Raw genomic sequence first — 26,341 nt, forward strand, 5'->3', positions numbered from 1 at the left:
ATGATGGCGTTGCGCGAAGGTCAGGCGGCCTGCTGATCGGCAGGCTTGTCGGCTTGGCGCAGGAGCTTCCATTCCCAGGGCAGCAGTTCGTGCAGACGCGATGCGGGAAGATCTGCGATACGGGCGAGGACGTCGGCGAGCCAGGCCTTGGGATCGACGTCGTTGAGGCGACAGGTCGTGATCATCGTCAGCATGATGGCGGCACGGTCAGCACCCCGCCGGCTGCCAGCGAAGGTCCAGTTGCGCCTTCCCAAGGCGATGCCTCTCAATGCGCGCTCAGCGCAATTGTTGGTCAAGCAGATCCTGCCATCGTCGAGGAAGCGGGCGAAGTCGTCCCAGCGCCTGAGCATGTAATTCATCGGTTTCAGGACCTCGGCAGAGCGCGACAGGGTTTCGCGCTCACGCAGCAACCAGGCGTGCATGTCCTCGAGAAGCGGCTTGCTCTTTTCCTGGCGCACGGCACGCCGCTCGTCGGCGCTACGGCCATTGATGGCGCGTTCGAGCTCGAACAGCGCGTCGAGGCGCCTGACCGCCTCCAGCGCGATCGGGGAGACCGGTTTGCCCTTGTTACCTTCCCGAGCATTTTTCTCGATGTCGGCCAGCTCGAAGAAGCCCCGCCGCGCATGGGCCAGGCAAAACGCCGGTGTGATCGGCAGCACCTTCTTGCGCGGGTCGAACAACGGCTCAAAACCATTGTAGCAATCGGCTTGCAGGATGCCGGCGAAGGCGGCCAGATGCTTCTGCGGGTGCTCACCTCGCCGGTCGCTCGAGGCGTAATAGACCGCCGCCGGCGGCGCAGGCCCGGCAAAGGGCCGGTCATCCCGCACATAAGTCCAGATCCGACCGGTCGTGCACTTGCTTTTGGCCAGGATGCGGATGGTGGTGTCGTCGCCATGAAGGCGCTCGGCAGCGAGCACATGGCGTTCGATCAAGTGGAAGAGCGGCATGACGGCGAAGGTCCCGTGGCCGACCTGGTCGGCCAGCGTCGACAACGGCAGGTCGATCCCCTCGGCCTTAAAGCGCGCACTCTGGCGGTTGAGCGGGATATGCATGCCGAACTTGTCGAACAGGATCGTCGCCAACAACTGCGGGCCGATGAAGCCGCGCGGCGTGGCATGGAACGGCGCCGGCGGCTGGCTGATCTTCTCGCAATCGCGGCAGGTGAACTTCTCGCGCACCGTCTCGATGACCTTGAAGCGACGCGGGATCTCCTCCAACGTCTTGGTCACATCCTCGCCGATCTTCGCCAGCCGCGATCCGCCGCAGCAGGCGCAGCTCGTCGGAGCCTCGATGACGACGCGCTCGTGTTCGATGTCATCCGGCCATGGCTTGCGCACCGGCCGCTTGCGCATGAAGGGGCGGACGTTCTGCGTCTTCGCCGCCGCGGCCTGTGCGGCAAGCTCATCCTCGCTCGCCGTGGTGACGAGTTCTTCGAGCTCCAACTCCAGCTGCTCGAGCAGCCGTGCCGTGCGCTCGGAGCGCTGCCCGTACAGTTCGCGTTTGAGCTTCTCGATCCGCAGCTCGAGATGCGCGATCAGCGCCTCGTTGTCCGACAGCTCTGCCCGCGCGCTGGCAGCCACCGCTTCGGCTTGCAGCCGCGCCTCACGCTCGGCCTGCAGTGCCGCCAGGGCACTCACAAGGTCCGAAGGAAGATCGTCCGGCTTCGATATCATGAAGCCATTGAATCAGATCAAGCAGCAGATGCAAACCGTAAAAGCGGCTATCCGACCCGCGTCGGACGTTGGGTTTCTTGAGGATTGCGCCAATCGATTCCGGACAACAGATAGCTCAACTGCGCCGGAGAGATCGTTACCGATTCACCGGCAACCGATGGCCAGATGAACCTTCCTCTCTCGAGTCTTTTGTAACTCAGTTGGAAATGCAAGCGGTTCATCAGTCCCGTTGCAGCTTGTGACGGTGAGCCATCCCTTTCATCCGTATTCCGGCCAGAGAGGTGCCTGCGTCGGGAGGCGTGGCAACCGAGCGGGCAAGCTGTTGCTGCTGCGCTTTGACGATGGCCGAATTTGCTCTGTTCCGCCGCAATGGACCGATGCAGCAGGCCCCAATCTCGAGGGGGTGGTGGGAGATGGGCGCGCACTGTGCAGTCTCGCCGATCTACTGGCTCTCAGCGGCCTTGTAGAGCGCCTCATGTTGCAAGGCAGGTGCATGACGCCGAAAGGCTGTAAAGTAAATTTTGCCGGAAATGTAAGCGAAATAACGCCGCAAAGCCCATGGACGCTTCGCTAAATGTTGCCTATTTGTAGATCTCAAATACACCATTAGGCGGCAGCGTGGTGCTTGACCATTTAGTCTTGTGCGGCATATTAATAGTTACGTTTATTGAGTCGACCTTGGAGAGCGACGCAGGTGTCGGACGGCGTCAAACACAAGCGATCGAAGGTCAGCGCTCTGGCCGCGGATGGGGTGCTCAATCCGGCTCCGGAGAAAGTCGGCGACCCGAAATTCCAGGAGAACGACTTCTTCGACCCGCGAGACATCGTGCAAGTGAAGTACGAAATGCTGCGGCGCGTATCGGTCGACAAAATGTCGGTAACGGAGGTGTCCGACGAATATGGCGTCTCTCGGCCAACTTTCTACCAGGCCAAAGCGGACTTCGAGGACGCGGGTCTGGCCGGTCTGGTGCCCAGGAAACGCGGACCGCGCGGGCCACACAAGATCCAAGGCGACGTACTGGCCTTCCTCAAGGCACAGGTGGAGCCCGGCGAACCCATTCGGGCGCGCGCACTGGCAAACCAGCTTCGGACCGAGTTCGGCCTCGATATCCATCCCAGAACAATCGAACGTGCGCTCGGCGTAAAAAAAACAGCGTGACCAATCGTGGCCCGGGACCGCATTGCACGATGTCGTCCAACGCCACCGAACAATACGAAATACTGCGCGCAGCCGCGCTCGGCGCCGTTTTGCCGCCGGAGGCGCGCAGCGGCCTTACCATCCTTCTACACCGCGGCATGTGGGCGTGGACGCGTGCGATTTTGCGTGAGCCTTGCCGGCGCCAACCCATTGCCGTGCCGCTGAGGGCTGGCCTGCCCATCGCGGACGAAACTTCCGAGCGACACACAATCATCCACTTGCTCGCCGCCATCGTGATGGCAACCCCTGAACGGAAAACAGCATGAACGAAAAGCTCAAGGTCCAATCGCATCATCTCGAGCGGAGCGCCTATCTCTACATCCGGCAGTCGTCGATGCGACAGGTCATGGAGAACGTCGAAAGCACCAAGCGTCAATACGATCTTCGCGGTCGCGCGATCGGACTTGGATGGCGCGACGACCAGATCATCGTCATCGACAGCGACCAGGGCGTATCCGGCGCATCTGCGTCATGGCGCGAAGGCTTCCAGCACTTGGTGTCCGATGTCGGCATGGGGCGCGCGGGGATCGTCATGGGGCTGGAGGTATCCCGCCTCGCCAGAAACAATGCAGACTGGCACCGACTGCTAGAGATATGCGCCTTGGCTGACACGCTTATCCTCGATGAAGACGGCGTGTACGACCCGGCCAACTTCAATGACCGCCTGTTGCTCGGGCTCAAGGGCACGATGAGCGAAGCTGAACTGCATGTTATCAAGGCCCGATTACGCGGCGGCATCCTCAACAAGGTGCGTCGTGGTGAATATCGTTGCCCTCTGCCGACCGGCTTTATCTATGATGAGATTGGCGATGTCGTTCTCGATCCGGACGCTCAGATCCGGGAGATGATCTCCCACTTCTTCGAGACGTTCTCGCGGGTCGGGTCGGCTACGCAGACCGTCAAGACGTTCACCAGGGAAGGTCTGCTCTTCCCCTCACGTCTGCGCAACGGCAAACAAGTGGTCTTCCAACAGCTGACCACATCGACCGCCATGCGCATGCTGCACAATCCTCGTTACGCGGGTGTCTATGCCTATGGCCAGCGCCTTTACCGCCGGACCGTCGATGGAAAGAAGCAGCTCCGCAAACGGGACCCCAAGGAATGGCTCGCCTGCATTCCGGACGCCCATCCCGGCTATATCAGCTGGGAGCAGTTCCAGCACAACCTCAAGGTACTCGAGGCCAATGGCCAAGGTTATCAAGCCGTTCGCGCTTCGCCACCGCGCGAAGGCGCGGCTTTACTACAAGGGCGTGTCATATGCGGGCGTTGCGGCAGTCATATGAGCGCCCGTTACGCGGCCCGACGCGGCCAGGTGGACACCTGGTATGTCTGTCACCGCGCTTACGCCTCTCGCGGCGAACCCCACTGTCAGTCGATCGCAGGCTGGCCTGTCGACGAAGCGGTCGGCGAATTGATCGCCGCCGAAATGACGCCTGCCGCCGTGGAGTTAGCATTGGAGATCCGAAAAGAGATCGAAGCGCGTCATGACGAAGCGGACAGACTCCGGCTCCGTGCCGTCGAACGCGCCCAGATCGATGCCGATCTTGCACAGCGGCGGTTCATGCTGGTTGATCCGAACAACCGCCTGGTTGCGGACACTCTTGAACGCGAATGGAACGAAAAACTGCGCGTGCTGGCTGATGTGCGAGAAGAAAGAGAACGTGCTCTGTGCGAAGATCGGGTGACGCTCGACGATGCGATCCGGGATCGATTGATCGCCATGACGGCCGACTTCAAAACAGTCTGGTGTGATCGGACCTTGCCGAACCGCGAACGCAAGCGGCTCCTTGCCTATCTCGTCGAAGACGTCACCTTGCTCAAGTTCCCGGCCGAGGGAGAGACCCGGATCCACATCCGCTTCAAAGGCGGAAAGACCGAAACATTGACCACTCAGAACCCAAAATCCTCCGCACAACAGGTAAAGACCCGGTCCGAGGTGGTCGAACTGGTCGACAAGCTTCTCGACGATCATATCTGCGCCGAAATCGCTGACATCCTGAATGACCGAGGGATCCGCCCCGGCGGCTCAGCACGCCGTGCTAAAGCCGACGCGAAGTTCACTGATTTGCGGGTCATCTATCTTGTTAAACAATATGGTCTGCGCTCTCGCTATGATCGGCTGCGCGAACGGGGGATGCTGACAAAAGCGGAGGCCTGCGCCAAACTCGGCATCACCGAAAGTACCCTGGTCAGATGGGCGAAATACGGCATCGTGAAAAGACATGCCTACAATGGCTATATCGGCCTCTATGAACCGCCAGGACCGCACGTTCCGGCCAAGCAATGCAGCCGATGGAATCAGCTTGCCCACCGCGCTGAGATCATTCGTCAGCTCAACTCATCAAAATGCACCGATCCCAAAGAAAGGGCTGTAGTATGAAGCCAATTAGTTGGTAAACAGGCATGCTCCCTGGCCATCGTGCCAAATGACCTTCAAAAGATCGCCGCGTTTGCCCCTGAAGCAGAAAAGACCGCCGCCCATGGCGTCGCGCTTGAGCACTTCCTGCACGCGCAGAGCCAGGCTCGGAAAGCCACACCGCATGTCGGTATGGCCCGTCGCCAGCCATACTCGCACGCCTGTCGGTATCGGGATCACCGTAGTGTCTCCAGCCCTCGCATGATCCGTAGCAAAACCGCGACATCGACGTTGCGATCCACGATCACGCGGCGGCCATTCGCGGTCACGACTTCCAGAGTGCCAGTCGCCGCCGGTGCCGCACGCTCCGTCGTGGACTGGACTTCCGACACAACCCGGGCCGGGACAAATCCACCTACCTGACAGCCGCCACCAAGCTGGCCGTCGCGATAGGCCTTGCGCCACGAAAACAGAAGCTGTTTCGAAAGCCCATGATGCCGTGCCGTCGCCGACACCAGCCGCGGACCCGAAAAACTTTCCTCGACAATCCGCAGCTTCTCGGCAGCCGACCAGCGCCGACGCCGACCAGTCTCCACAATTTCAAGGCGACGCACTTGGCGACTATCAGTAAGGATATCCATACCGACAGTCAGCTACAGACCGGATAAACTCGCAAGACGGCCGTCTTCGGACGAGTACAGTTCACGCGTCAGTCTTCCGTTTCGGAAACGCATGGGTGAGTGATAAATCCCCGCTCAGGTTCAGCCTTGCCGGTATGCCGACTTGCGATGAGTCCGATCACCTAATTTGTAGTCACATGATCGTGACAGTGTAACTTTGATCCTCAACGACACGGACTTCTCCATGTGCACCGGATAGCCGCTGCGCTCACATTTTATTGGAGAACTTCATGTCAGTCAGAACTAAAGTTACGACAGCGCTGCTCGCGAGCGCTGTCACGACCGCACTCGCCTCGTCCTCATTCGCCGCTCCCTTGACGAAGGCCGAGATGGACGCCGCGACTGCAGCCCACAAGGAGAAGTGTTACGGCGTCTCGCTCAAGGGCCAGAATGATTGCGCGGCTGGACCGGGCACCACTTGCCAGGGGACCTCGACGATGGATTTTCAGGGCAATTCCTGGAAATTCGTCCAGCACGGGACCTGCGCTTCCATCCAGGTACCTGGCGGCAAGACCGGCTCGCTGACCGCGCTGTAACTCGACGACGACCTGCCGGAAAGCGGAGCAGCCGATGAATGCGATGATGAAATTTGCTGACCCGCCAGGATCGGCTGTGCTCCGCTTTCCAGTTCACTCCATCGCGGGTTTGGCGGGCACCAGCTTCAAGCCCGAACATCTCGGCGAAATTCTCGCCGAGCGGCCACGGCATGGGTTCTTTGAGGTTCATGCTGAAAACTACATGGGAGCGGGCGGCCCGCCCCACCGCGGGCTCGAAAATATCCGACGCGATTATCCGGTTTCGCTGCACGGCGTCTGCATGTCGATCGGCGGACCGCAGCCGATCGACATGGCCCATCTCGGACGGTTCGCCTCGCTAGTCGAACGCTACGAGCCGGGGCTCATCTCCGAACATCTGGCATGGTCGACCCACGGCACAACCTATTTCAACGACCTTTTGCCGCTCCCCTACACGGAGGCGACGCTTGCGCGGGTCGCCGACCACCTCGATCAGGTTCAGGAGATGATCGGCCGGCCCATTCTGCTGGAAAATCCATCCACCTACGTGGTGTTTCGCGAGTCCACGATGAGCGAGACCGATTTCATTCGCGAATTGACCAGACGGTCCGGCTGTGGGCTGCTGCTCGATATCAACAACGTCTTCGTGTCCGCCGCCAACCACGGCTTCTCGACGCTCGACTATCTCGCGGATTTCCCGCTCGAACGGGTCGGGGAAATTCACCTCGCCGGACATGCGGAACAGACTGACATGAGGGCGAGCGACTCCTGATCGACAGCCATGACGGCCCCGTTGCCGATGCGGTTTGGTCGTTGTTCGACACCGTCATTGGTCGGCGCGGGCCAATTCCGACTCTGGTGGAGTGGGACAGCAAGATCCCCGACTGGTCGGTGCTCAAAGCCGAAGCCATCGCGGCGCAGGCGATGTTGGATCGTCATGCAAAGGCTTTCGCCTGCGGAGCGACCCATGCGCCTTACTGATCACCGCCACAGCAACCGAGCCATGCCGGACTATGGAGCGGTGTTCTCCGCTGGCTTGCTCGATCCGGAACTAGCCACGCCCGATGGCGTGACCGGCCCTCTCGGGAAGGCGGCAACACGGCGCTATAATGTCTATCGCAACAACGTCACGGTCAGCCTGATCGAGGTGTTGGGCTCGATCTATCCGGCGGTCCAACGCATCACCGGCTCGGAGTTCTTCCGGGCCATGGCGCGCTTCTACGTTCGCGCCAATCCGCCAAGCTCCGCGCTGCTGTTTGAATATGGCCGCGAGTTCTCCGATTTCATCGCGAAATACGAATACGCGCAATCGGTGCCATGGCTGGCCGATATTGCGCGGATCGAGCGAGCATGGCTGGACTGTTATCATGCGGCCGATGCCGAACCTCTCAGCACAGCAGTCCTGGGATCGGTCCCGCCCGACAAGCTCGCAGACCTGGTGTTCGTTCCGCACCCGGCCGTTCGGATCGTCTGCTCGCGTTTTTCGGCGGTTTCGATTTTCGCCGCCTATCGCGACCAGAGACGGCCCGCGCCGGATCACGCGACCGTAGCCGAGGATGCGCTGATCAGCCGGCCCGGCCCGGACGTTGCGGTCCGGCACCTTCCCGCCGGCGCGGCGGCCTTTCTCACCCGGCTGATCGAAGGCGCGCCGCTTGGCGTAGCCGTGTCAGCCGCGCTGGAGGCAGCTCCGAACTTTGATCTTCCCGCCAATATCGCCGGCATGATCGATGCCGGTGTTTTCACGACGATCAAGAATGGAGATCCACGATGGTGATGACCGAGCAAACCGCGAGCGGCGGCCTTCGCCAAAATGTCGTGGCGCTGGTGGAGCGGGCGATCGGCATTGTCCGGTTGATCGCGCATCCCGACCTGGTCCAGTTCGTCATGCGGGTAGCCTTAGCTGTCCCATTCTGGAAATCCGGTATCCTGAAGTGGACCGGCTTTCTCCAACTCAGCGACACCGCGGTGACGCTGTTCACCGATGAATTCATGATCCATCTGCCGGGCGGGCCTTATCCGTTTCCTGCGCCGACCGTCTTTGCGTTCCTGTCCGGATCGGGCGAGATCATGTTTCCGATCCTGCTTGTCCTCGGGCTGGCGACGCGTTTCGCGGCGCTAGGCCTTTTATTCATGACGATCATCGTGGAATTGACCGTGCCGGACGGCTGGCCAATCCACATCACCTGGGCGGCGATGGCGCTCGGCATCATGGCGTGGGGGCCCGGACGCGCCTCGATAGACCATGCGATCGGTCATGGATTCGAAAAGCCGTGAGCAGGCGTGTTCGTTCGACCTGCCTGCTTACGTCCTTACCGGGAAGGTTCGCATCAGACCGCTGATCTCGGCATAATGCATTTCGACGGCAAAATGCCTGGTTTCGAAGAATTACATCTCGGCCTTGGGCAGATCGCGTCTGTCGGCTCAGCGCCGGGTAAGATATTGCCTCACCGCAAGCAGTGGTGGTTGCCGCTCCCGGAAACTACGATGGAAATTGGGGTAAAAGTCCACATTGGCTCGATAACTCAGGACCAAATCGGGCTGAGTGTCTCGCCCGCCCGGCTTGCCCACGCAAATTGGTCGAATGTAGCCATCCAGGAGTTGGGCCGGCGCTGCCTGCTGTTAATGCATGTGGATCGCCTCGTCGGGCGGCGCAGCCCGAAGGCGTCTCGTGTCGCGTTGGACGGATCGCGCCAATAGGCTTGGAACGGACGCCAGATATCGCTCAGCCTGTTCGATTGAATTTTCGACTCATTTCCCGCGGATTCCTGTAACCTTTCGTTGCGGCGCGCGGATTTATCGGAGAAACCGTCACTTCCTCCGCATTCGTTCGGGCCGCCAATTGAAAGTCTATCAATTTGAAGAGTCCGGAACTGATCCGTGCGCTAGCGAATGACCTTACTCCGGTTCGTCCGGGGAAGACACGCAACGATCTGCTTGTGGGCCTTGGCCTCGGCGCCGCGGTTTCGCTTGTGCTTGTACTGGTGATCTACGGCGTGCAGCCCGGCCTGCTCAGCATCGCCCACGGCGGCCCGATGGCGATGAAGGTCGGCTATGCGCTCTCGCTTGCAGCGATCGCTGGATCCATGCTCATGCCGATGCTGCGTGCCGGAGACCGGATCCTCGACCGCCGGAAACGCTTCGCTACTCTAGTCGTTCTCCTGGCGGGGCTCGCTTTATGGCAGACGACGACATCGGATGCCGACCCCGTTTCGCTTTGGTTGGGATTGACCTGGCAGCGGTGCTCGCTGTGCATCGCGGGCCTATCGGTGCCTGTCTTTGCCGGTGCATGTTGGGCGATCCGCCGACAAGCGCCGCTGCGCCTGCGCGCGACGGGTGCCTTGGCCGGATTGGTATCGGGTGGCATTGCGGCAACCGTGTACGCGCCCGCATGCAGCGAGAGCGGAGCCGGCTTTGTGCTCGTCTGGTACACACTTGGAATTGCGATCAGCGCCGCGTTCGGCGCCACCACGGGCCCATATTTGCTGCGCTGGTAGCGATGCTGCCGCGCATGAATGCTCGTCAGATGACCTCCGCGGCGGCAATTTCGCTAAGCCGGCTAAGGCCGCGGTGGATGTTTACCTTCACCAGTGAGGTCGACTGACCCGTGCGTTTGGACGCTTCTTGGATGCTCAGCCCCTCGAGTTTCACCAGCCTGATCGCTTCCGACTCCGAGGGCTTCAATTGGCTCAAAAGTTCGCGGAGCAAGAGCGCGCAGATGATCGCGGGGCCATGATCGTCGATCGCGATGTCCTCGGACATGGCCTCGGAAGAGGGGGCTGCGGGGTCACGTTCCAGGGCACGCAGCCGGTCGATCCATTTGTACCGCGCGATGCCGGCGACCCATGCCTTGAATGGACGGCCGGGCTCGTAGGTATGGCGCCGGACGTGGAGCGTAAGCAGCGTGTCCTGGGCAGCATCCTCAACCATCGAGGGCGGCAGGCGGCGTGCGTAATAGCGGCGCAACCAGCCATCGACTTCGGTCAGAAGACGTGTGTAAGCGCCGCCGTTCCCACGTTGGGCCGCGGCCATCAAATCGCCCCAGCAGTCGTCGGCCGCGTGGGGCAAAGCCGCTTCTTCGCGGGGAGGTTTCCTGATGACGGCGAGCATGGGAGCGGACTCCATCGAAGGGCAATCACCTCGCCCTTTCCGATGCCAAATTCGCTCAGACGGAAATGTAAGTGAACGTCACCTGCGTTTATGTGTTTGATGCGCGGCGGCTATGCCGGACGGCACGGCACTCAGCAGGTTGTGATCGAAGGAAAGGTCTCAACCTATTGGCTACTTCGCGCCGGGCCCGACAGGTGCAATTTCGGCCGATCCGTGGCATAAACCGCCCATGGAGATGCATCAGGTTCGATATTTTCTGGCCATGGCGCGAAGCCTGAATTTCACGCGTGCGGCGGAAGAATGCAACGTCACGCAGCCATCGCTCACCCGTGCGATCCAGAAGCTCGAAGAGGAGTTCCGTGGCCCGCTGTTCCGACGGGAGCGGTCGCGAACTCATCTGACCGACCTTGGCCGTCAGATGCTGCCGCATCTTGAGCGTACTTACGAAGCCGCGCAGGCGGCAACTGTTCTGGCGCGCGAGATCGGCAAGGCACAGGTAACACCGCTGACACTCGGGATTGCGGCGACGATTGAAAACGACGCCCTTGACGCGGTGCTGGAGGAAATCGGCGCAGGCCTCCCGGGCTTCGAACTTACTCTGCAAAGTGGCTCGTCCGAAGAGATGATCGAACTCGGTCTGAACGGCGCGCTCGATCTCTTCATCGTCGAAGTGCCCGAGGACGCGCCGGAACGATTCGAAGCCTGGTCGCTGTTCGATCATGTCTATCACGTGATCACGAGAGCCGAGCATCCGCTGGCGGCCCGGGATGCGGTCACGCTCAACGACATACGCGACGAAATCTGGATCGAATGCCGCGGCGACGGAGCGCGGGCTCTGCGCGATGCTGCCAAAACGGCCGGGTTTGAACCGGCATTCCGGCATCGCGCGGACAGCGCAGTCCATCTTCGCAGGCTGGTGCTGGCCGGACTCGGCAGCGCCTTCCTGCCTCCGCCACGCGATCGCGCACGGCTCGCTGTGTTCCCTCTCTCCGGAGTGGAGGCTTCCCGCAGCGTCGTGCTCGCGGCGATTGCCGGGCGGCGCCGGTCCGTTGCGGCCGATGCCTTCGTCCGCGCGTCGCGCGCCCGCGCCTGGAATCAGCAGCCGTCAGCGCGTCAATGAGGCGACGACAACGACGACATGTTCGGGCTCCGCGCGGAGCCTGAAATCGGGCTCGACGAACGCATATTCGATGATGCCGTCCGTTCGCACGACGAAGGTTGCCGGCACGGGAAGCAGTCCGGCCGCCCCGCCGTAGAGCTTGTTCAAATCGATGCCGATCTCGCGATAGTCAGCGATCAAAGTTGGTCCGACATGAAATGCCAGACCTAGTTCCAGGGCTAAGCCGTGATCGACGTCGCAGAGCGCTACTGCGCCCGGCCCGACGATATCGCCGAGGGCCTGGCTCCGGCCACCGAGTTCTGCCGTCACGATAGCGAGTGTGCCGCCGGCTGCCTTGAGACCGGGTAGCGCTGCGCTTGCCGACCGCAGCGGCCGCGTCAACGTCGAGCCGGATCTGAGCGTCCCCGGTCATCCCGAGATTTTCGTGATCGGTGATACCTCAAGCCTGGTCGACGCGAGCGGACGTCCGGTGCCTGGCGTAGCACCAGCCGCCAAGCAGGAGGGCATGCATGTGGCCCGCTCGCTGCTCGCACGGTTCACCGGCCGTCGGGCGCCGCTGCCCTTCCGCTATCGGAACTGGGGAAATCTCGCGACCATCGGACGCAAGCGTGCCGTCGCGGAGATCGGCACACTCCAGATCGCCGGTCTGCCTGCATGGTTGCTGTGGTCCACCGCCCACATTTACTTCCTGGTCGGCTTCCGCAACCGCATCGTCGTCGGCGCGAATTGGCTGTGGAACTATCTCACGTTCGAACGCGGCGCGCGGCTCATCACTGGCTTGACACACGCAACGCGCCAGCAAGCCAAACCTCTCAAAACGTCCTCACAGACGCTTCACCAAGCCACCTAATCCCATCTTTCATCGAATTCAGGGTATTCCGTATGTCGCAGGACATTATAAATTCAGATGTAAAAGCCTTTGGTCAGCAAGTGCTGGTGCTCCAGGGTGGTGGAGCGCTAGGCGCCTACCAAGTCGGCGTCTATCAGGCACTCGATCAGGCCGGCATCGAGCTTGACTGGGTAGTCGGTACGTCGATCGGCGCCATCAATGCCGCGATCATCGCCGGTAGCCCGCGCTCCGAACGCCTGGAACGGTTGAGCGCCTTCTGGAAGCGTGTCGAGCACGGCCGGATGTTCGAGGGATTGTTGCCTTCCCAGCTCTCTTCGCCGCTACGAAACTGGCTTGCGATGTCGACCGGAATCACAGGTTTCTTCAAACCCAACGCGTCGGCGTTTCTAAATCCTTTGCTGGCATTGAACCCGGAGGGGGCGGGCTATTATTCAGTCGAGCCGCTCAGGCGCACGCTGTCCGACCTGATCGATTTCAATCTCGTCAACGCTGGACCGACACGTCTCACCGTCGGGGCTGCAAACGTCCAAACCAGCGAAATGGTCTATTTCGATTCACGCACTGCGCCGCTCGACATCCGACATGTGCTGGCGTCCGGCGCTCTGCCGCCCGCTTTTCCGGCGGTCGAGATCGACGGTCAGCATTACTGGGATGGCGGCATCCTCTCCAACACGCCCGTCGAAGTCGTGTTCGACGACAATCCGCGGCGTGATTCGATGGTGTATGCGGTCCATGTCTGGAACTCGGAAGGCGACGTGCCGAAGACAATGAGGGACGTTGAGAATCGCAGGAAGGAGATCCAGTACTCGAGCCGCGCTGTCAGCCATATCGTGCGGCAACGGCAGTTGCACCGGCTGCGTCATGTCATTACCGAGCTCGCCGACCTGCTGCCAGCGGAGCAGCGTGCCGAGTCCGGCATTCGCGCCCTTGCCGGTTTCGGCTGCCGCACCCGAATGCACATTGTCCGCTTGCTTGCGCCGCGGCTCAGCGAGGAGGATCAAAGCAAGGATCTCGATTTCAGTCCATCGGGAATCCGGCAACGATGGGACGCAGGCTATGCGCACACGATGCGCGTGCTTGAAAGCGCTCCTTGGCTCAAGGAATTCGATCCGCTCGAGGGTTTCGTGCTGCACGATACAATGGTCAGTGAACGGAGCGGCGGCGTGGCCGGTGAAGCTATCCATCTGTCCCCGGAGTGAGCTCGCCGCGGTGGGCTTCGACGAAATCGGCGAAGGACGCCGGCTGGGTGCCCGTCATCCGCTGCTAAAGATCGGAGACCCGCATTGGCGTCCTAGGGTCTGTTGAGATTCATCTGGAATGGATGACGGCGGTAGCGAGGTAGATCATGGCCTCGAAACTGCCGTCTGTCTTGTCGGATCGCAATGCGATGCGTTTGAATTCCTTCAGCTTGCCGAAGAGGTTCTCGATCAGGTGGCGCCATTTGTAGATGTCCTTGTCGATGTCGAGAGGCTTGGTGCGACTTTGATGTTGCGAGATGACGATCTTCGCCCTGCGTTCGTTGATGTCTTCGATGATCCAGTTGGAATCAAAAGCCTTATCGGCGATCAAGCCGCCGAATTCGATATCCTTGATCAGGGGCGCGAAGCCGACGGTGTCGAAGCGGTGGCCGGGCAGCAGGATGAACCGCACCAGATTCCCGAGCGCGTCGGTCAGCGCGAGGATTTTGGTGGTCCAGCCGCCCTTCGACTTGCCGATGGCCTGACTTTGGGTCCCCCTTTTGCACCCTGGGCGTGGCGGTGAACTTTGACGATCGTCGCGTCGACCATGGCGAACTCCATGTCCGGATCATCTGATACGGCGTCGAAAATCCGCTTGAAAACGCCCGCTTTCACCCAATCGCGATAGCGCTTGAACACCGTATTCCAGTTGCCGAACATCGGCGGCAGATCTCTCCACGGACTGCCCGTGCGGGCGATCCACAGCACCGCTTCAAGAGACATACGGTTGTCACCTCCCGTGCGGCCGGGATCGGTGGGCTTACCCAAACAAAGCGGCTCCATCTTCGCCCACTGGCCGTCTGTCAAAACGAATCGCTGCATGCAAAGCTCCTTGCGGAGCTTGAATCACGGACATTCCCTTCTGTGAATCCTGAATCTCAACAGGCCCTAGTCTAGAGCGTTTTCATGGTTGGTGACGATAACCGGCATCGGCGAGAAAGTTCAGGCATTCTGTTGGCGAGAAGCGGGTAAGGGCGTCGGCGATTGCGTTGTCGAGGGCTTCGAGAGTTCGTGCGCCTGCCTTGCGCAGCAGGGACTTTAATTTGGCGAAGAACTGCTCGATCGGATTGAGGTCCGGGCTGTATGGCGGCAGATAGCGCAACATCGCACCGGCCGCCTCAATGGCTTCGCGGACGCCCCTGACCTTGTGGCTCGACAGATTGTCCATCACGACAATGTCGCCCGACCGCAGCGTCGGAACGAGGAACTGCTCGACCCAGGCGAGGAATGTCTCGCCGTTCATCGGGCCGTCGAAGACGCACGGCGCGGTCATGCCGTCCTGGCGCAAAGCTCCGACGAAGGTGGTTGTTTTCCAATGGCCGTGCGGGACTGTGCAAACGAGCCTCTTGCCGCGCGCGCAGCGGCCGTAAAGCCGGGTCATTTTGGTGGACGCGCCGCTCTCGTCGATGAAGACCAGGCGCTCCGGGCTCAATTCCGCCTGACCGGCGCGCCATTCCACACGCGCCTCGGCGACATCGGCCCGATCTTGCTCCGCAGCTCTCAGTGACTTTTTTTGAGCGTCAGGCCGAGCTGGCGCAGGCGCTTCCACAAGCAGCCGATACTGACCTTCACGTCGTGCGTGGCCAGCAGCCACGCCCGGATCTCCTCCAGCGTGGCGTCTGGCTTGTGCACGATCCGCTGGCGCAGCGCTTCATCGTGAGCAGCAAGTTTCGGAGCCGGCCCGCGGCCCGACGGGCGAGCCGTCGTCTCGCCAGTCGCCCGCCAACGCCCCAGCGCCTTGTAAATGTAGGAAACGCTGACCCGCAGCAGCGGCGCTGCCTGATACGCTCCCATTCCGCCGTCGACGACGGAAATGACCCGTTCACGCAAATCTTGAGAATAAGGTGCTCCCATCAAAGCCTCCGCCTCGAATCAATGCGGAAACTGAATCATGGAGCAACCGCGCTGGGAATCCTCCGATTCCACCAATTGTGAAAATGCTCTAGTGCGGAGCGCGACCGACTGGGCTAGGAGAGGGTCGGCGCCGCGCGGAGTCGGCTCGCTGGTCAAGATCCGCCGCGCCATCGGCGGGAATGAGTGCTCCGAAACGAGAAGCTCCTTCGACCTTAAATAAGCGGCGCAACATTGCGTCGGGCGTTTCTTTTGGTATCAGCTGCTTCACGCAGGCGATTCGGCGCGTGGTCGACTGAGAATCAGTAAGACGGCGAAGTGCGTTGCCGAGCTACGGCAATTGAATCTGTGCTGGCGTGCCCCAGTTTTTGCGGTTGCCGGCGCAATCACAGCGGCGACGAATTTCCGCCGTTTGCTTACTCGATTGAATGATGCTCAATCGAAGTTCAGTTCGTGCGCACATATCGCGCTGTAAAATAAGTGAAACCTGGCGCACCCGACACGAACGTGTGACCTTTGCCTTCGCAGGGCAACGGTGAATTCGTTCTGGATGAAGGCCTTAACCGCCGCGAGGTTGGACCGAAATCACGTTCGATCACTGCCTAAGAATGCTCAATCATGATTGAGCGTGAAGACGGCCCGCGAGCGGAATTGTTGTGGACCAGCAAACTCAAAACGAAATTGCTTTGGAAAACAATCGTCGGTTCGTAGTGCCAAACAATTGGGGTATGGGTCGGGGATCGGTCCTCTGTGCTCGATCATGACAAACCCGAGTAAGCACAAAGAGTCTTTGCCTGCACTTGACGATCCTATCAAATCACGGATTCCGAATCGACATCAATCCTCGTCGCATCCATTGCCGAGCGTCTCGGACGTAATGCATCCGTTTCGGGTGACCGACGATGGCACGGCTTCTAACTCGCCTCTTCAATAGACAGTGACCTGGAGGGTCGGCAGACGATGAGATTTCTGCGATCCCAACGTTCAAGTTCCTCGAGAGGGTAGAGAACGGCCTTGCCGAGCTTTAGGAACGAGGGCCCGACTCTCATGGAGCGCCAGTTGCGCAAGGTCCCCTCGCTGATCCGTCCGCGATAACGGTCGACAACCTCGCCAAGCGTCAGGAACATTTGATCGGACATGCCAGTCTTCCTTGTTGTCCGGACACTTCCGGCATCAAGGCGTGCGATTATGTTCGGTGGTCCTGTTTTAACCGCAACGGAGGTCCGGGACTGAATAATCCATCGGTTCTATGCATACTACAAAAATTCAATCCCACTAAATGTCCGATGCATCGGCGCCCCAATGATGGATTGGAACGAGAGTTCGATATGCGGGAACTCACTTTGGTTCCTGAGCAGCCATTCGCGTTTTGGCGAACTGATCAGCCACCCGCGCGCCGTGGGAGATTTCAGGGATCGAGGCCTGCCGCTCCGACCTCCGGCTCCGCATCGAAGCCGGCTCCGCGATCACATGAAGCCGGGGTTGCGGGGCAAATACTGAGCCCAATTTCCGAAATCATGCGACGACATTAGCAGCATCGGAAACTTGATCCGCATTCCGTGCCCAATCGCGGTGTTGAGAGACGCCTCGCTCGCGCCGGGCAGGAACGCTGACACTTGCGACGAGCCGCTCTCTATGGCCAAGTGCAGGGCCGTCCTGAAGGCGGTAGTGACGGCGTGGCGATGCAGGACGGCGAGCGGCCCGATATGTCCGCTGCCGTCGACGTAAACATAACCTGCCCAATCGTTTCCGTCATGAAGATTGAACCCTCTGGTCCCGCCATCGTTCATCAGGTAGCAATGATGCTTTTCGCGGGACACGCCAAGGACCCTTCCATCCACCAGCGCGAGGCGACGCAGGGTCGAAGGTTCCTTCTTGAGCGGCGTGAAACTGAATTGCGGCCCCTGCAGCCTGCCGACCAAATGCTCTCGCGCTACAGTCACGCTGTAAATGGGGAATCGCGGAAATAGTCCGTGGCGGATGTAGAGGCCTTGCGAAACGGTGTTGAAGCTGAAGGTGATAAGGACCTTGTTGGAAGCGCCCGATTTCTCGGCGTGTTCCAGGGTCCGTTTGATCAACTCGTTGCCGATGCTCCGCCCCTGTTGATCGGACGATGCGAAGAGCTGCGCCAGAAACCACATGTCGCCGCAGACCCAGCTCCATGCGAAACCGAGGATCCGATCGTCCTCTTCCGCCACCCACAGACCATCGGCGTCGTCGTTTAAGGAAAACGACTGAAATTTGGGCGGCGACGACACGGCCATCGGCCCGAAGCCATGCCGCTCCGTGAGATCGTTGATGCTGGAGACGACAAGGGCGTCGGCGAATTCCAGATCCTGCGCGCGTGCTGGCCGGTAAACCACAGACATCTGATAACTCCGCTGCGCGGTCGCGTAAGGTTCAAAATCTCGCCGTGCCGGGATCGAGCCCGAGCGCCAGCCGGCCGGCAATGATGTAGTTGTTCGGGCTCATCGCGATATGCTTGGCCGCGGCGCGCACGTCGCGGACCGCGCGCTCCAGGGCGCAACTCTCGAAGATGGCGGCGGCGCCCGCGCTGGCGGCCAGCATGTCGGCGACGGACATCGCGGTCTCGGCCGCATGTGCGTTTGCGATCCGAATGGACACGCGCGCTTCCACCAGCCGTTCGCCGCCTGCCTCGGTCGCGGTCATCAATTCCGTCATGGCATCGATCAGGAAGGCGCGGGCGGCGCGAAGCATCGCTCTTGTCCGCCCGACCGTCGCCTGAACGGTTTCGCGATCGCGCAGCAAGGCCCGGGCACCGAGGCGGCCTTTCCCGGAGGCAAGGTCTGCGAACGAGGCGATGGCGCCGTCTGCGATACCGAGCGGCACCCCGCAGATGCTCCACGCGAACACCGAGGATGGCGGCATCCGATAGAGCTGCCCGGATTGGGTGGGTTGCAGGCCGAGGAAGGGATGGGCGTGAGCGGCAGGCACGAACAGGTCGCGCACCTCGAAATCGCAACTGCCGGTGCCGCGAAGTCCGGACACATGCCAGTTATCGAGGATCGTCACATCCGCCCGGCCGGGATAGCAGCAGATCAGGGGTGAACCCGGATCCTCGGGCTTGACGCTGGCCAGCACCATGAATCGCGTCGCGTGATGCGCGCCGCTGCCGAACGGCCAGCGCCCCGAAACGCAATAGCCGCCTTCGACAGGGATCGCTCTGCCGACCGCACCGGTCGAACTGACGACAAAGGCGCGCGGCGCGGCAAACCAATCGCTTGCGACAGTCTCACCGAGATAGCCGCCGATCCGGCTCATGCCGCCGCCGTTGCCGACGAGCCAGCCGACCGAGCCATCGAGCGGCGAAGCGGCCTCGACGACGCTCATGAACGAGAAGGGGGACAGTTCGGGCCCGCCGAGCGCTTTGGGTAGCCACAGGCGGAACAGGCCAGCATCGGCCAGCGCCCCGAAAACCGCGTCGGGCAATCGCCGGCCGCCGTCGAAGTCGTTGCGCTGCGCGGCGATCAGCGGGGCCAGCGACCGGATGGCCTCGAGCGTGCTGCAAACCCGATCCGGGGCATCGGCAACCATGGCCGGGCCGGGACCGGCCATCAGATCAGACTGCGCCATGATCGTTGGCCCTCCGCCGCATTGCAGGGATCACGCATCGGGTCGTATCCGACGCTTTCCTCAACCCCGTTGCAGCATGATCGCCTGTTCCCCCGGAGGTCCTGAATCTGTTCCGAAAAAGTTGCAAATTCCTCCGAAAATGTAGTCTCTAGACCATGGTGACGATCCATGAATTCGGTCCCTATCGCCTCGACGCGGACGCCGGGATGCTGTTTCGCGAATCCGAACCGACCACGCTCGGACGGCGCGCGGTGACCCTGCTTCGGCTGCTGGTCGAGCGGGCGGGAACGCCGGTTTCCAAGGACGCATTGATGGAGGCCGCGTGGCCGGGGCTTGCGATCGAGGAGAGCAACCTGACGGTGCAGATCGCAGCGCTTCGACGGACATTTGCCGGCATCGACGGGGGCACGACCTGGATCGAGACCTTGCCGCGCCGCGGCTACCGCTATATCGGGCCGCCGGTTGCGACCGGATCCGAAGCGGGCCCGCTCACGCCACACCCGCCTGCGGTGTCCGACAAGCCGTCGCTCGCGGTGCTTCCGTTGTCGAATCTGAGTGGCGATCCCGCGCAGGATTATTTTTCCGACGGGATCACGGAAAACATCATCGCCGAATTGTCGCGGTTCAGGTCGCTGTTCGTCGTCGCCCGCCACTCCAGCTTCGCCTACCGGGGCAAGACGGCCGAGATCAAACGGGTCGGCCGCGAACTCGGCGTCCGGTACGTGGCGGAAGGGAGCGTGCGCAAGATCGGCAGCCGGGTGCGGGTGACGGTCCAGCTTCTCGATGCCGCGAGCGGCTACCATCTCTGGACCGAGCGCTACGACCGTGAACTCGAAGACATCTTCGCCCTTCAGGACGACATCGTCCGGGCGATCGTCGCAGCCCTGCCGGGCCGGCTGGAGGACGCCGGCCGCGAGATCGCCAGACGCAAGCCGACTTCGAGCTTTACCGCCTATGATCTGGTTCTGCTGGGAAACGAGCGGTGGCGCCAGTTGACCGTGAAAGGCATGGCGGAGGCAAGGGAGTATTTCCGGAGCGCCGTCGCGCTCGACCCGCAATATGCCTGCGCCCACGTCAACATCGCCTGGACCATCATCTGCGACGTGTTTCTCGAATCGCCCGCCACCACGACGTTGGATGAGGCGCTTCGAGAAATCGAGACCGCGCTCGATATCGACGACGGCGACGCCTGGTCTCACGGCGTCTTCGCGCAGTTGCTGTTCCTGCGGAACGAGGACGCCAGGGCCGAAATCCATTTCAGCCGCGCGCTCGCACTGAATCCAAACGACGCCGATGTCGCCGCCGTTTTCGCAAACATCCTGATCTACTGGGGACGGTGGCGCGAGGCGCTTGCATGGATCGGGACAGCCAAGCGGCTCAACCCGTTTCCGCCCAACCTATACCATTGGTATCACGCGCTCGCCCTTTATTCGGGGCGCGATTACGAGGGCGCGGTCAAAGCGTTGATGGAGGCGCGATCCCTCGACAGGTGGTCGCACGGCCTGCTTGCGGCCTGCTTCGCTCAGATGGGCCGGTTCGGCGAAGCGCGGTCCGAAGCGGAGGCATTCGTCAGCGAGCGGTATCGTGAAATGAAGGAGAATGGCGAAGCACCACCCGCAAATACCCTCGACCTCGCTCGGTCGCGAGCCGAACGGTACAGAAATCCCATCGACCGCGAACACTTCCTCGGCGGCTTGCGAATGGCCGGCCTGACGAGCTGACACCAGTTGAATGATCTCACGCGCCGCGTGGGGTGCGGACCTATCGAGTACTTGTCGCGATGGCGAATGGCACTTGCGCAGGATGCGCTGACTCGCGGCGTTAAATCCCTCGATCGGATCGCTGATGAAATAGGCTACGAATCCGCAAGTGCTTTCAGCACGGCTTTCCGCAAGCGTCTGGGCTGCTCACCAGGCAAGTTCGCCAAGCTTGCCGGCAGCGCGGCACATCAAGGCCAGCCATGACGACGGGTGCACCGGAGAGGAAGTATTCAGCCGAAGTTGGCCAACCGACAACCTCCGGTCATACAACTGGTAAGTCGGCGCCTGCGGACATGCCTTCGAAGGGCTACGCATAGCCGTTCAGGCGGCCGCCTGGAACAGCAATCTGAGATAATTGCGCGTCGCCGATTGAACCTGTGCAGCCGCAGATCGCCCGGACGATATCCCCGGTGTGGCCTTTTCGCGCGACGGGCCCGCCGAATCTACGATCGAACCTTGGTGGGTCTAGGCGTTCGCGAAGCGGAGCGCTAAGTCGATACTGTTATCGCGCGCTCTGGAGTTAGCCCAAGCGTTGGATCATGCTTGATCATTTCGGTGCGGGATTAGTAGGGACCAAACGGGCGAGTGGGGTATCGAGTAGGGTCTTGTGCACCAATCGACTCCCAACGTTTACCGTATTGATTTTATAGAGATTTATCGATGAAGAGAATCGCGCTGGGATAGGTGTCTGGGCGCTGTAATAGGTGACTGTTCGCGATCATCCCGATGTCTCAAGCTCCGTCCTGCTCGATGTTATTATAGCACGGCAGATCACGAGATTCTTCCGATCCCATGCCTCTAGCTCAGCGAGCGGATAGAGCACCGCCCTTGCCAATCTTTAGAAAGGACAGTCCGACCTTTCTTGGAGCGCCAGTTCCTCAAAGTGCCCGCGCTGACCTCTCCTTGATAGCGTGCGGAGATCTCATCGGTTATGAGAAACGCAGTGGCAGGCATAGTGGGATAACATCGGAGCGTGTTTGGGCAGCATGCCAGCCAAAGAGACGTTCGGAGGTGAGGGGAGTGCTGTACTTCCCTGTCGCGTCGAGCATCATCTCAACGATGCCTTTATCAAGAAGTGTTTTTGGCGTGGCCGATTAGGGCGAACTCGCTGCTGCTTGCGGCGCCCGCCATTCGCAAATTGTCGCACCCCTTGACACCAACTGTAACGGCGTGCAGTTCGCTAAACGCCGGGGTTTCGCGCCCAGCCCGCGAGTATCAATTGAGCTGCGCGCTTGGCCTCGCGTGCGGCATTCTTGTTACCTTCACCGGCCGAAACGATCGAACCCTTCATCAGCATATGCCAGGCCTGCGAGAATTCTTCAGGATCTTGCAACTTCGCCTCTTCGGCCAAGCCGCGGATAATGGCGCGAATTTTGGCGAGATGGATCGCGGCTGCCCGGCGTACGGGGCTCTCGATATCGGATTCAAGCAATACGTTGATGAACGAGCACCCCTCAAAAGTCTTCTTTCGAAACCAGCCGTCGAAAACATCGAAGATGGCAAGCAACCTCTCCTCGGGCGTCGAAGCGCGGCGTCTGATCTCTGCCTCGAGCCATCCGCGCGTCCAGACAGTCTCGCGCCTGTCGAGGAAGGCGATTGCGAGGTCGACCTTGGAGTTGAAATTGCTGTAAAGGCTGGCTTTCGCACATCCTGACTTAGCAAGAATCGTATCGATGCCGACCTGGCCGACGCCCTTCGTGGCAAACAGCTCGTAGGCCGCACCAAGAAGACGCTCGCGCGGTTTCAATGGGTCTTTCGTTTCCGGCTTTGCCACTTCGATTCCCCGATGACCCGTTGTTGGACGCCAATTTCGGTCCACGGCCACACCGGCTTTTCGCATCAGTTCGGCGGGCGTGCAAGCGAGGGACTTGCTATTAACCTCTCTCAACGCACGAGTTGACGATCTAGCTCCCGATCGAAATCTGGAGCTGCAGCAACGCGTCCTCCGCCAAACCGCCTCTGGCTCCTTGGACAGACTTGACCGCGGCGTCGAACCGGAATCTAATATGGACAGACCAGTCTGTCCAGTTCTTCCTAGGGCTCGCGGGTCTGCAAAAAATCATAAAGTACAAAGGAGGATTCAAATGCACGTTCCGACAGAACCCGTCGGCTCGCTTCCGCGACCCGCAAAGCTTCAGGCGGCCATCGCCGCATACGACGCAGGCAAGATCACAAAAGATCAATTGACGCAGGAACAGGATGCGGCATGTTTCGATTCCATCAAACGCATGGAAGCGGCCGGCTCGCCGATCGTCTCGGACGGCGAGCAGCGCGTGTCGAGCTTTGCTACCTATCCGCTGGCGGACACGCTTGCTGGGACAGGCCTTGCTCAAAACCTCGCCGGTGATGGTCAGTATTTTGCGATCTTCACAGATGGCCATCATCGCCAGTTGCCCCGTCTGATAAGCGGCCCGTTCAGATATCAGACTTACGCCGCAGAATATGTGGAAAAAGCAAAGAGGATGGCAACCAAACCCATCAAGCAGGCGGTTATCGCGCCCTCCATGCTGTCGCTGCTCTATCCGCTCGATGGCGAGGTGAAGGGCTACACGCGCGAGCAGTTTCTCAGCGATCTCTGCGATGAGTGTGAAAAGGATATTCGCAAGGCGTTCAAGGCCGGCGCCTCGCGGGTCTCGATCGACTTCACCGAGGGACGGCTTGCATGCAGGAACGATCCAAAAAATCCTTGGACGGGGCGCAAGATGCTCGCCAGCTTCATTGAGCTGAACAACCGGGTCATTGATCGCTTCTCGGCCGAAGAGCGCAAGAACATCGGTATTCACACGTGCCCGGGCGGCGACTGCGATGCCACGCACAGCGCCGATGTGGACTACGCCGACCTGCTTCCTAGCATGTTCAAGATGAATGCCGGGTACTTCCTTATCCAACTCGCGAGCGAGAAGGACAAGGAGCGAGTCTACAAACTGATCGGCGAGCACAGTAGGAAGGACGCGAACGGCGTTCCTCAAGTTGCCTTCATCGGTGTGATCAATCCGCAGAACCCCCGCGTGGAGACGCCGCAGGAAGTTTGCGACGACCTCATGCTGGCATCGAAATACATTCCGAAGGAAAGACTGGGCGCGACCGATGACTGCGGCTTCTCGCCATTCAGTATCGATGCGAAGCCCAAGCACGGCTCCCCGGACGTGGCGCGCGATATAGCGTTCCAGAAGATCAAGTCGCGGATCGAAGGAGCAAGAATGGCTTCGGAAAAGCTCGGCCTTGAAGCCGCAGCCTAGTACGCGCAGTCCACGCGGGTCCCGATTGGCCCTGAATGGAGCAACCATAGGACAGGCCCCGCCCTGAAATTCAAAGGGTGGGGCGCATTTCAGAGCCGAACCGTCGCGGCGCCTCGGCGCAGTTCTTGATAGATCACGATGGCGGGCGCAACGGAGCATCTCCGCACGCGCGGGAACGTCAGAGCGTTGTTGAGAGATTAGACCGGCAGGGAGGCAACATGTCGGTCACCAATGGCTTTGGTCCGGCAACATTCCCAATCAGGTTCGGCCTTGGCTTCACGGACGATCTGTCAAGCGGGAAGCAAGTCTCTGACTATCTTGGTCGGATCGGATCTAGTTCACCAGTCGCTGGCGAACTTCACGAGCCCAGCTTCAATTGCGTGACGTTTGTCCAGCATCAATCTAAGTCGGACGCTGCGCCAGCACTCATATCTCCCACGCTGTTCCGACCAGAGTGTTTTCGTGCGTTGCATTTATGCGTGGATACGATCTCCATGCCAATTGGCAACTGTATGATGAGCTTATCTTTTCTAGTGGGCAAGAAGTGGGTTCTAGTGGGCAACGGATGGGAAATATTGTGGTTGTTCACCCTCAAACATCTAGCCGATACAGGTGTGCGATGTAGTTCGGCGGCGTGTGTACAGGTTGTCCGAATTCATAAGCGGTGCGTGTGATGGATAGCGAAACGCTGATGCTTGAAATCCGTGAATACTGTCAGCGTTTTTCGGTTGCCGAAACAACCTTCGGTCGCTTGGCTATCAACGACGGAAAATTGGTTTCGAGACTTCGATATGGCGGACGAGTGACCGCCGAAACGGTGGATCGCGTGCGCGCGTTTATCGGAAAGCCGCCCCGCGAGCGGGGGCTCGCCACATCGAGGCGTCCCAGAACTCACAAGGTTGCCCCGCAGACTGGAGTCTTAGATATGAATTCCACCGCGCAGATTCTCCAACCGTCCCAAGTTGTCCCTTCCGGATCCTTCGACAGGAATCCAGAACAGAACTTCCGCTTTTACGACAATCGCCAAAAATATTTGATGTTTGTCAATACGTGCAGCGAGAAGCGAGTTGTCGCAGAAAGAGTCTCGCAGGAATTAGCGAACATACACCCCCGCCCGCCGGCTCTGCGGGTGTTCGACGCGGGCGTCGGCGACGGAACTGTTCTATCCCGCGTCATGCGCTCAATGCATCAGCATTTTGAAACGCTTCCATTCTATGTTGTTGGGAAGGAGATAAGCCTCGAGGACATTCGCCTGACCCTGGAGAAGATTCCAGACAGGTTTCAAGAGCATCCGGCGACAGCGCTGATTCTTACCAACTTGTATTATTCGGAAGCGCCGCTTCTCATACCGAACTCGCCGGCCGTGGCGGCGCGGCTGGTTTGGCATGAGGTGCCGTTGAGAGGAACTACATCTGCCGAATATGAGCAACAGATCAACGATCTTGAGCCGTTCCTTGCGCAGCATTGGCGAGCAAATGTCAGCAAGAAAACCGGTAACCCGGTCTATGAGCAGCCCGCAGTGCTCGTTCTTTATCTCGAGAAATACAAGTTCTTGTTGAACCAAGTGTTGCCAAAGCGTGGATCAATCACCACCGACTACGATCTGATCCTGGCTTCGCAACCGTATCGTGCACGAGCTTCGGCCACGTTCAAAGCGCAGAAGGTTATCGCGCCTTTGGTTCAGGGATTGGCTCCCGGAGGCCGCCTGGTGGGCGTCCATTCGTGCGGCGACGACCCAGGTTTGGAGATTGTGCAAGCTGTCTGGCCGGGCGAGGCCCCGTTCAACAGCACCCGCCACGACATCCTTCGTGAAACCAAGTCGGTGCTTGGTAATCGCGCTCGCTATTTCAATTTTAATTCCTATTCGGACGAGCGTTCGAAATTCAAATACCAGATGTACACCCTGCCAAACGAGATCGATGCGGAGGCCACATCCATCGGAACGTCGACGCTTGTTGCAGCCTGGAACAATGCAACCTATGTTGCCCAGATTGAAGACCAGCGGCTGACCGAGGTGATGATGAGCGGCCTATATCTGGAAGCGACGAGGCAGGTGCTGCGGAAACACAACGGGCTTTGGTTCAACGATGAATCTTACGTGATCTCACGCAAGCGCGACATCTGAATCCGAATCTTGAGACGAGTCTGAGGGAGGCCAAA

The 26,341-nt window shown here is 60.2% G+C and carries 26 protein-coding genes and 2 pseudogenes; 17 read left to right on the forward strand and 11 right to left on the reverse strand.

The window, feature by feature from the left end:
* Positions 1 to 20: 20 nt before the first annotated feature.
* Both tnpC and tnpB (ACP2YO_RS08310) read right to left on the reverse strand, forming a co-directional pair.
* Entirely contained in the window at positions 21 to 1,673 is a 1,653-nt protein-coding gene (gene tnpC / locus ACP2YO_RS08305; protein WP_426440432.1) for an IS66 family transposase, read from the reverse strand.
* A 47-nt stretch (positions 1,674 to 1,720) separates the two neighbouring features.
* Positions 1,721 to 1,894, reverse strand: a complete 174-nt coding sequence (gene tnpB, locus ACP2YO_RS08310) for an IS66 family insertion sequence element accessory protein TnpB (protein ID WP_426437454.1) — start codon at positions 1,892 to 1,894, stop codon at positions 1,721 to 1,723.
* A 23-nt stretch (positions 1,895 to 1,917) separates the two neighbouring features.
* Between tnpB (ACP2YO_RS08310) and ACP2YO_RS08315 the strand changes: the two genes are divergently transcribed.
* The 4 genes from ACP2YO_RS08315 to ACP2YO_RS08330 all read left to right on the forward strand — a co-directional run bounded on the left by ACP2YO_RS08315 (position 1,918) and on the right by ACP2YO_RS08330 (position 5,251).
* Positions 1,918 to 2,247 (forward strand): DUF5372 family protein, encoded by a 330-nt coding sequence (locus tag ACP2YO_RS08315; RefSeq protein WP_426443101.1) that lies wholly within the window; start codon positions 1,918 to 1,920, stop codon positions 2,245 to 2,247.
* A gap of 120 nt (positions 2,248 to 2,367) precedes the next feature.
* Positions 2,368 to 2,832, forward strand: coding sequence for a helix-turn-helix domain-containing protein (locus ACP2YO_RS08320; protein WP_426437455.1), 465 nt, complete (start codon positions 2,368 to 2,370; stop codon positions 2,830 to 2,832).
* A gap of 29 nt (positions 2,833 to 2,861) precedes the next feature.
* A complete protein-coding gene (locus tag ACP2YO_RS08325; protein WP_038388924.1) occupies positions 2,862 to 3,137 on the forward strand; it encodes a hypothetical protein in 276 nt (91 codons plus the stop codon).
* Entirely contained in the window at positions 3,134 to 5,251 is a 2,118-nt protein-coding gene (locus ACP2YO_RS08330) for a recombinase family protein (protein ID WP_426440433.1), read from the forward strand. Before ACP2YO_RS08325 ends, ACP2YO_RS08330 begins: the two co-directional genes overlap by 4 nt.
* Positions 5,252 to 5,257: 6 nt before the next feature.
* On the opposite strand, the gene tnpB (ACP2YO_RS08335) is transcribed toward ACP2YO_RS08330, so the two are convergent.
* A complete protein-coding gene (gene tnpB, locus ACP2YO_RS08335) occupies positions 5,258 to 5,467 on the reverse strand; it encodes an IS66 family insertion sequence element accessory protein TnpB (RefSeq protein ID WP_426437457.1) in 210 nt (69 codons plus the stop codon).
* Entirely contained in the window at positions 5,464 to 5,868 is a 405-nt protein-coding gene (tnpA, locus tag ACP2YO_RS08340; protein WP_426437458.1) for an IS66-like element accessory protein TnpA, read from the reverse strand. The genes tnpB (ACP2YO_RS08335) and tnpA overlap by 4 nt, the downstream gene beginning before the upstream one ends.
* Before the next feature lie 269 nt (positions 5,869 to 6,137).
* Here tnpA and ACP2YO_RS08345 point away from each other — a divergent pair, with 269 nt between their 5' ends.
* From ACP2YO_RS08345 to ACP2YO_RS08365, 5 genes and pseudogenes are all read left to right on the forward strand, one after another.
* Positions 6,138 to 6,443, forward strand: coding sequence for a DUF2282 domain-containing protein (locus ACP2YO_RS08345; RefSeq protein ID WP_426440434.1), 306 nt, complete (start codon positions 6,138 to 6,140; stop codon positions 6,441 to 6,443).
* A 43-nt stretch (positions 6,444 to 6,486) separates the two neighbouring features.
* Positions 6,487 to 7,403: pseudogene (locus ACP2YO_RS08350) on the forward strand (DUF692 domain-containing protein).
* Positions 7,390 to 8,196 (forward strand): DNA-binding domain-containing protein, encoded by an 807-nt coding sequence (locus tag ACP2YO_RS08355; RefSeq protein WP_426440435.1) that lies wholly within the window; start codon positions 7,390 to 7,392, stop codon positions 8,194 to 8,196. Before ACP2YO_RS08350 ends, ACP2YO_RS08355 begins: the two are co-directional and overlap by 14 nt.
* Positions 8,196 to 8,696 (forward strand): DoxX family protein, encoded by a 501-nt coding sequence (locus tag ACP2YO_RS08360; protein WP_426440436.1) that lies wholly within the window; start codon positions 8,196 to 8,198, stop codon positions 8,694 to 8,696. The genes ACP2YO_RS08355 and ACP2YO_RS08360 overlap by 1 nt, the downstream gene beginning before the upstream one ends.
* Positions 8,697 to 9,358: 662 nt before the next feature.
* Positions 9,359 to 9,916 carry a DUF1109 domain-containing protein gene (locus ACP2YO_RS08365; RefSeq protein WP_426440437.1) on the forward strand — a complete coding sequence of 186 codons (558 nt, stop codon included), beginning with the start codon at positions 9,359 to 9,361 and terminating at the stop codon, positions 9,914 to 9,916.
* Between the two features lie 25 nt (positions 9,917 to 9,941).
* On the opposite strand, the gene ACP2YO_RS08370 is transcribed toward ACP2YO_RS08365, so the two are convergent.
* Positions 9,942 to 10,529, reverse strand: a complete 588-nt coding sequence (locus tag ACP2YO_RS08370) for a sigma-70 family RNA polymerase sigma factor (protein WP_426440438.1) — start codon at positions 10,527 to 10,529, stop codon at positions 9,942 to 9,944.
* A gap of 262 nt (positions 10,530 to 10,791) precedes the next feature.
* On the opposite strand from ACP2YO_RS08370, the pseudogene ACP2YO_RS08375 reads away from it, so the two are divergent.
* A pseudogene (locus tag ACP2YO_RS08375) lies at positions 10,792 to 10,884 on the forward strand (LysR family transcriptional regulator); the annotation flags it as partial.
* 63 nt (positions 10,885 to 10,947) lie between these two features.
* Positions 10,948 to 11,649, forward strand: coding sequence for a LysR family transcriptional regulator substrate-binding protein (locus ACP2YO_RS08380; RefSeq protein ID WP_426443102.1), 702 nt, complete (start codon positions 10,948 to 10,950; stop codon positions 11,647 to 11,649).
* Here ACP2YO_RS08380 and ACP2YO_RS08385 read toward each other — a convergent pair.
* Positions 11,635 to 12,030 (reverse strand): hypothetical protein, encoded by a 396-nt coding sequence (locus ACP2YO_RS08385; RefSeq protein WP_426440439.1) that lies wholly within the window; start codon positions 12,028 to 12,030, stop codon positions 11,635 to 11,637. The genes ACP2YO_RS08380 and ACP2YO_RS08385 overlap by 15 nt on opposite strands.
* A 43-nt stretch (positions 12,031 to 12,073) precedes the next feature.
* On the opposite strand from ACP2YO_RS08385, the gene ACP2YO_RS08390 reads away from it, so the two are divergent.
* Both ACP2YO_RS08390 and ACP2YO_RS08395 read left to right on the forward strand, forming a co-directional pair.
* On the forward strand, positions 12,074 to 12,499 hold the full coding sequence (locus ACP2YO_RS08390; RefSeq protein ID WP_426440440.1) for a hypothetical protein: 426 nt from the start codon (positions 12,074 to 12,076) through the stop codon (positions 12,497 to 12,499).
* A 32-nt stretch (positions 12,500 to 12,531) separates the two neighbouring features.
* On the forward strand, positions 12,532 to 13,698 hold the full coding sequence (locus tag ACP2YO_RS08395) for a patatin-like phospholipase family protein (protein WP_426443103.1): 1,167 nt from the start codon (positions 12,532 to 12,534) through the stop codon (positions 13,696 to 13,698).
* 109 nt (positions 13,699 to 13,807) lie between these two features.
* On the opposite strand, the gene ACP2YO_RS08400 is transcribed toward ACP2YO_RS08395, so the two are convergent.
* The 4 genes from ACP2YO_RS08400 to ACP2YO_RS08415 form a co-directional block, all read right to left on the reverse strand.
* Positions 13,808 to 14,559, reverse strand: a protein-coding gene (locus ACP2YO_RS08400) for an IS5 family transposase (protein ID WP_426440441.1) whose coding sequence is annotated in 2 segments (ribosomal slippage) — positions 13,808 to 14,229 and positions 14,229 to 14,559 — 753 coding nt in all. Because the reading frame shifts where the segments join, the coding sequence is not laid out codon by codon here.
* Between the two features lie 82 nt (positions 14,560 to 14,641).
* A protein-coding gene (locus tag ACP2YO_RS08405) for an IS630 family transposase (protein WP_426435017.1) occupies positions 14,642 to 15,591 on the reverse strand; the annotation gives its coding sequence in 2 pieces (ribosomal slippage) (positions 14,642 to 15,255 and positions 15,255 to 15,591; 951 coding nt in all).
* A gap of 1,463 nt (positions 15,592 to 17,054) precedes the next feature.
* Entirely contained in the window at positions 17,055 to 17,957 is a 903-nt protein-coding gene (locus ACP2YO_RS08410) for an N-acetyltransferase family protein (protein WP_426440442.1), read from the reverse strand.
* Positions 17,958 to 17,988: 31 nt separating this feature from the next.
* The gene (locus ACP2YO_RS08415; RefSeq protein WP_426440443.1) at positions 17,989 to 19,182 is read right to left on the reverse strand and encodes an acyl-CoA dehydrogenase family protein; all 1,194 of its coding nucleotides are present in this window, start codon (positions 19,180 to 19,182) and stop codon (positions 17,989 to 17,991) included.
* Positions 19,183 to 19,337: 155 nt separating this feature from the next.
* Between ACP2YO_RS08415 and ACP2YO_RS08420 the strand changes: the two genes are divergently transcribed.
* The gene (locus tag ACP2YO_RS08420; RefSeq protein ID WP_426440444.1) at positions 19,338 to 20,903 is read left to right on the forward strand and encodes a winged helix-turn-helix domain-containing tetratricopeptide repeat protein; all 1,566 of its coding nucleotides are present in this window, start codon (positions 19,338 to 19,340) and stop codon (positions 20,901 to 20,903) included.
* A 6-nt stretch (positions 20,904 to 20,909) separates the two neighbouring features.
* On the forward strand, positions 20,910 to 21,146 hold the full coding sequence (locus ACP2YO_RS08425; RefSeq protein WP_426440445.1) for a helix-turn-helix domain-containing protein: 237 nt from the start codon (positions 20,910 to 20,912) through the stop codon (positions 21,144 to 21,146).
* Between the two features lie 976 nt (positions 21,147 to 22,122).
* Here ACP2YO_RS08425 and ACP2YO_RS08430 read toward each other — a convergent pair.
* Positions 22,123 to 22,716 carry a TetR/AcrR family transcriptional regulator gene (locus ACP2YO_RS08430; RefSeq protein WP_426440446.1) on the reverse strand — a complete coding sequence of 198 codons (594 nt, stop codon included), beginning with the start codon at positions 22,714 to 22,716 and terminating at the stop codon, positions 22,123 to 22,125.
* A gap of 310 nt (positions 22,717 to 23,026) precedes the next feature.
* Here ACP2YO_RS08430 and ACP2YO_RS08435 point away from each other — a divergent pair, with 310 nt between their 5' ends.
* Both ACP2YO_RS08435 and ACP2YO_RS08440 read left to right on the forward strand, forming a co-directional pair.
* Positions 23,027 to 24,181, forward strand: a complete 1,155-nt coding sequence (locus ACP2YO_RS08435; protein ID WP_426440447.1) for a hypothetical protein — start codon at positions 23,027 to 23,029, stop codon at positions 24,179 to 24,181.
* Between the two features lie 673 nt (positions 24,182 to 24,854).
* The gene (locus tag ACP2YO_RS08440; RefSeq protein ID WP_426440448.1) at positions 24,855 to 26,306 is read left to right on the forward strand and encodes a hypothetical protein; all 1,452 of its coding nucleotides are present in this window, start codon (positions 24,855 to 24,857) and stop codon (positions 26,304 to 26,306) included.
* Positions 26,307 to 26,341 lie beyond the last annotated feature (35 nt).

The organism is Bradyrhizobium genosp. P (assembly GCF_049949265.1).
Classification (GTDB): Bacteria; Pseudomonadota; Alphaproteobacteria; order Rhizobiales; family Xanthobacteraceae; genus Bradyrhizobium.